1 protein-coding gene is annotated in these 4826 nt (G+C 66.2%); it reads left to right on the top strand.

What is annotated here, in order from left to right; all coding sequences use genetic code 11:
• Nucleotides 1-36: 36 nt before the first annotated feature.
• Nucleotides 37-4826, top strand: a 4790-nt coding sequence (locus tag G3I54_RS37350; RefSeq protein WP_239144771.1) for a type I polyketide synthase, incomplete at its 3' end; no start/stop codon positions are given.

Raw genomic sequence — 4826 nt, 5'->3', positions numbered from 1 at the left:
CGGGTGGATGTGGTGCAGCCGGCGTTGTGGGCGGTGATGGTGTCGTTGGCTGAGGTGTGGCGGTCGTGTGGTGTGGTGCCTGGTGCGGTGGTGGGGCATTCGCAGGGGGAGATCGCGGCTGCGTGTGTGGCGGGTGTGTTGTCTTTGGAGGATGCGGCGCGTGTGGTGGCGTTGCGTAGTGGGTTGATCGGGAGGCGGTTGGCGGGTTCGGGGGGGATGGTTTCGGTTGGTGCTGGGTTGGTTGAGGTGGAGGGGTTGGTTGGTCGTTGGCCTGGGCGGTTGTCGGTTGCGGCGGTGAATGGTCCTGGGTCGGTGGTGGTGTCGGGGGATGTTGCTGCGTTGGAGGAGTTGCTCGGTGTGTGTGAGGCCGAGCGGGTTCGGGTGCGGCGGGTGTCTGTGGATTATGCGTCGCATTCTTCGCAGGTGGAGGCGCTTGAGTCGGAGTTGTTGGGTTTGTTGGAGGGGGTGGAGGCGCGGGATTCGGTGGTGCCGTTTTATTCCACGGTGACGGGTGGTTTGGTGGGTGGTGCGGAGCTTGGGGGTGATTATTGGTATCGGAATTTGCGGGAGCGGGTGTGTTTCCGGTCGGCGGTTGATGCTGTGCTGGAGCAGCGGTTCGGTGTGTTTGTGGAGGTGAGTCCGCATCCTGTGTTGGTTCCTGGTCTTGTCGAGGGTTTTGATGAGGCGGGGGTTGATGCGGTGGCGTTGGGTACGTTGCGTCGTGGTGAGGGGGGTTGGGATCGGGTTGTGGCCAGTGTGGCCGAGGCGTGGGTTCATGGGGTGGAGGTGGATTGGTCGTCGTTGGTGCCGGCGGGTCCGCGTGTTGATCTGCCTACCTATCCATTCCAGCATCAGCGTTACTGGTTGCCGCGGTCTGCGGGTGTTACGGATGCGGCCGGTCTTGGTCTGAATGGTCTGGGTCATCCGTTGCTGGGTGCAGCGGTGACGTTGGCCGATGGTGATGGGGTGCTTTTCACCGGTCGGCTTTCTCTTGGTACACATCCCTGGCTTGCTGATCATGTTGTTGAGGGCACGGCCATCCTGCCCGGCACAGCATTCGTCGAGCTCGCCATCCGAGCCGGCGACCAGGTGGACTGCGGGCGAATCGAAGAGCTGACCCTGCACACCCCACTGGTGCTGGACGATGCGGACACGGTCAACCTGCAACTGGTGCTGGAGGGTCCCGATTCGGCCGGGCGCCGGGCACTGACCGTCTACGGGCAGCAGGAGGGCTCCGATCATGACGAACCATGGATCCGCCATGCCAGTGGCACTCTGACCGTCGCTGACGCAGCGCAACCGACCGAGCTCCGGACATGGCCGCCCCAGGATGCTGTTCCGGTGGATACTGACGGGCTGTATGGTCGGCTGGCAGATCTGGGGCTGGATTACGGACCCTCGTTCCAGGGCGTAGGCGCGGTCTGGCGCCGGGGAACGGATTTGTTTGCCGAAATCGTGCCCGAACCACTCGATGAGGCCGACCGCTACGGCCTGCATCCCGCGCTCCTGGATGCGGCACTCCATGTGATGGGTCTCGGGGACGGGGGTGGCGCCGCCCAACTTCCCTTCTCCTGGAGCGGTGTGTCGCTCTACGCTTCCGGCGCAACAAGGCTGCGGGTGCGACTGTCCGAGTCCAGCCACCCCGGCACGCTGTCTCTGCTGGTCGCGGACGGCAATGGCACCGTGATCGCGACCGTGGATTCTCTGGCCCTGAGGCCGGTCTCCACAGGCAACGTGCTCTCAAAGCAGAAGCTGCCGCCACTGCTCGAGGTGGAGTGGACCGCTGTGCCGAGCCCGTCGGCCGACCACGCGGCCTTCCGGGCCGCCGCCCATGACACCGGCCTGGCCGACGCCCTGACGGCCGCCGGTATCCAGCTCGCCGAAGCGTATGAGGAAGCAGACCTGATCCTGGCCGCTCCGGCCGTCGGCGCGACGAGCCCGGGTGAGTCCTGTGCCCGGACACTGGAGATAATGCAGTGGTGGCTCGCCGAGGAGCGGTCTACGCGTAGCCGACTGGTGCTGATCACGCACAATGCGGTGCACTCCGATGCCCCCTCGCTGGTGGATGCGCCGGTGTGGGGCCTGGTCCGCTCGGCGCAGTCCGAACACCCTGACCAGTTCGTGCTGCTCGACCTCGACGGCAACGAGGAATCGGTCCGGGCACTGCCCGCTGTTCTGGTGACGGGCGAGACACAGCTGGCGGTGCGGAAGGGCTCGGCGTACGTGCCGCGCCTGGCACGGGTCACTCGGCAGGCCCAGCCCTCGGCCCGGGCGCTGGATCCACAGAGCAGCGTGCTCATCACCGGTGGGACCGGTGTCCTCGGACGCCTGGTCGCCAGGCACTTGGTGGCCGAACACCACATCAAGCACTTGATCCTGCTGAGCCGTCGTGGCGCGGACGCCCCCGGAGCCGAGGACTTGGTGACACAACTGTCCGAGCTGGGCGCCGAAGTGACGCTGGCCACTGCCGACGTGGCAGATCGTGACGAACTGTCCGCCGTACTGGACGCCATCCCGACCGAGCATCCGCTGACCGCCGTGGTGCATACAGCAGGCGTACTCGACGACGGTGTGCTCACCGAACTGACCCCCGACCGGCTGGAAACGGTACTGCGTCCCAAGGCAAGCGCGGCCTGGAACCTGCATGAGTTGACCCAACACATGGACCTGGCCGCGTTCTGTCTCTTCTCCTCGGCGGCGGGGACTTTCGGCAGCGTCGGTCAGGCCAACTACGCCGCTGCCAACGCCTACCTGGACGCGTTGGCGGAATGGCGGCACACGCAGGGCCTGCCCGCCACCTCTCTTGCCTGGGGCCTGTGGGCCGAGCGTGGCGGTATGACGGCTGCTCTCGGGGAGGCGGACCACGCCCGGATCGGCCGGGCGGGGATCCTCCCCCTGTCCGCCGAGGACGGACTGGCTCTGCTCGACACCGCGCTGGCAAGCGACGCCGCGACCCTGGTGCCGGTCCGGCTCGACCTTCCCACCCTGCGTAAACAGCCCTCGGTGCCTCCCTTGCTGCGTGGCCTAATCCGCACGCCACGGCCCAGGTCCACGGAAAGCGGCGGCACCGTACCTCGGTTCCGGGACGAGGCCGAACTGACCGAGGTGCTCAGGGCCGAGGTGGCCACGGTGCTGGGACACCCGTCGCCCACTCTGGTGGACACCAGCCAGGCGTTCCGAGATCTGGGCTTCGATTCGGTCACCGCGGTCGAGTTGCGCAACCGGCTTGGTCACGTTACGGGCCTGAGGCTGCCGGCCACGCTGGTCTTCGACTACCCGACTCCGGAGGCGCTGGCACGGCACCTCTGGGCGGAGCTGGCCGGTGACCGGACCGAGCCCATCGCACCTACCGTAGTGGCAGCAGCTGATGAGCCGATTGCGATCGTGGGCATGGCCTGCCGTTACCCCGGAGGCATCGGTTCGGCCGAGGAACTATGGCAGTTGATATCTGAAGGCGGAGACGCGATTGCCGAGTTCCCCGACGATCGAGGATGGGACCTGGCCGGGCTGTACCACGAGGACCCTGACCACGCGGGGACGTCGTACGTCCGAGTAGGCGGGTTCCTGGATGACGTAGCTGGTTTCGACCCGGGCTTCTTCGGGATTTCGCCGCGGGAAGCGGTGGCGATGGATCCGCAGCAGCGGTTGTTGCTGGAGACGTCGTGGGAGGCGTTCGAGCGGTCGGGGATCGATCCGGCATCGTTGCGGGGCAGCCGGACCGGAGTCTTCGCCGGAGTCATGGCCCAGGAGTACGGAGCTCTCCTCTCCAGCGGAGCAGCGAGCCCCGACGGCGTAGAGGGCTATGCCATGACAGGGAACTCCGGCAGCGTCATTTCCGGTCGGGTCGCGTACACGCTGGGTCTTGAGGGTCCGGCGATCAGTGTGGATACGGCGTGTTCGTCGTCGTTGGTGGCGCTGCATCTGGCCGCGCAGTCGCTGCGTAACGGTGAGTGCACCCTCGCCCTGGCCGGCGGGGTCACTGCAATGGTGAGTCCGGCTACGTTTGTCGCCTTCTCCCGGCAGAACGGGTTGGCTGGGGATGGTCGGTGTAAGGCGTTTGCTGATGCGGCTGATGGCACTGGTATGGCCGAGGGTGTCGGCCTGGTGCTGTTGGAGCGGTTGTCGGATGCGGAGCGTCTTGGGCATCGTGTGCTGGCGGTGGTGCGGGGGAGTGCGGTTAATCAGGATGGTGCGTCGAATGGGTTGACGGCGCCGAATGGTCCTTCGCAGCAGCGGGTGATTCGGCAGGCGTTGGCGAATGCGCGGTTGTCGTCTTCTGATGTGGATGCGGTGGAGGGTCACGGTACGGGTACGACGTTGGGTGATCCGATTGAGGCGCAGGCGTTGTTGGCGACGTATGGGCAGGGGCGTGAGGAGCCGCTGTGGCTTGGGTCGTTGAAGTCGAATCTGGGTCATACGCAGGCTGCTGCTGGTGTGGCTGGTGTGATCAAGATGGTGATGGCGATGCGGCATGGGGTGTTGCCGCGGACGTTGCATGTGGATGAGCCGTCGTCGCATGTGGACTGGTCGGCGGGTGCGGTCGAGTTGTTGACGGAGGAGCGTGTCTGGCCTGAGGTGGGGCGTCCGCGTCGGGCGGGTGTGTCGTCGTTCGGGATCAGTGGGACGAACGCGCACGTGATTCTGGAGCAGGCGCCTGAGCTGTCTGTTCCTGTGCCTGTTACGTCTGTTGTGCCGGCTGTGTCTGGGCTTGCTGGTGTGGAGCCGTGGTTGTTGTCGGCTCGGTCGGAGTCTGCGTTGGGTGCGTGGGCTGAGCGTCTGCGGCCTTTGGCCGGGGAGCCGGGGGTGGCTGCGGGGCTGGCTGCTCG

Source organism: Streptomyces sp. SID14515, from assembly GCF_010548505.1.
Classification (GTDB): Bacteria; Actinomycetota; Actinomycetes; order Streptomycetales; family Streptomycetaceae; genus Streptomyces; species Streptomyces caviscabies.
Note: the sequence above shows the minus strand (reverse complement) of the source record. Positions and strands in the feature narration are given on the sequence as shown.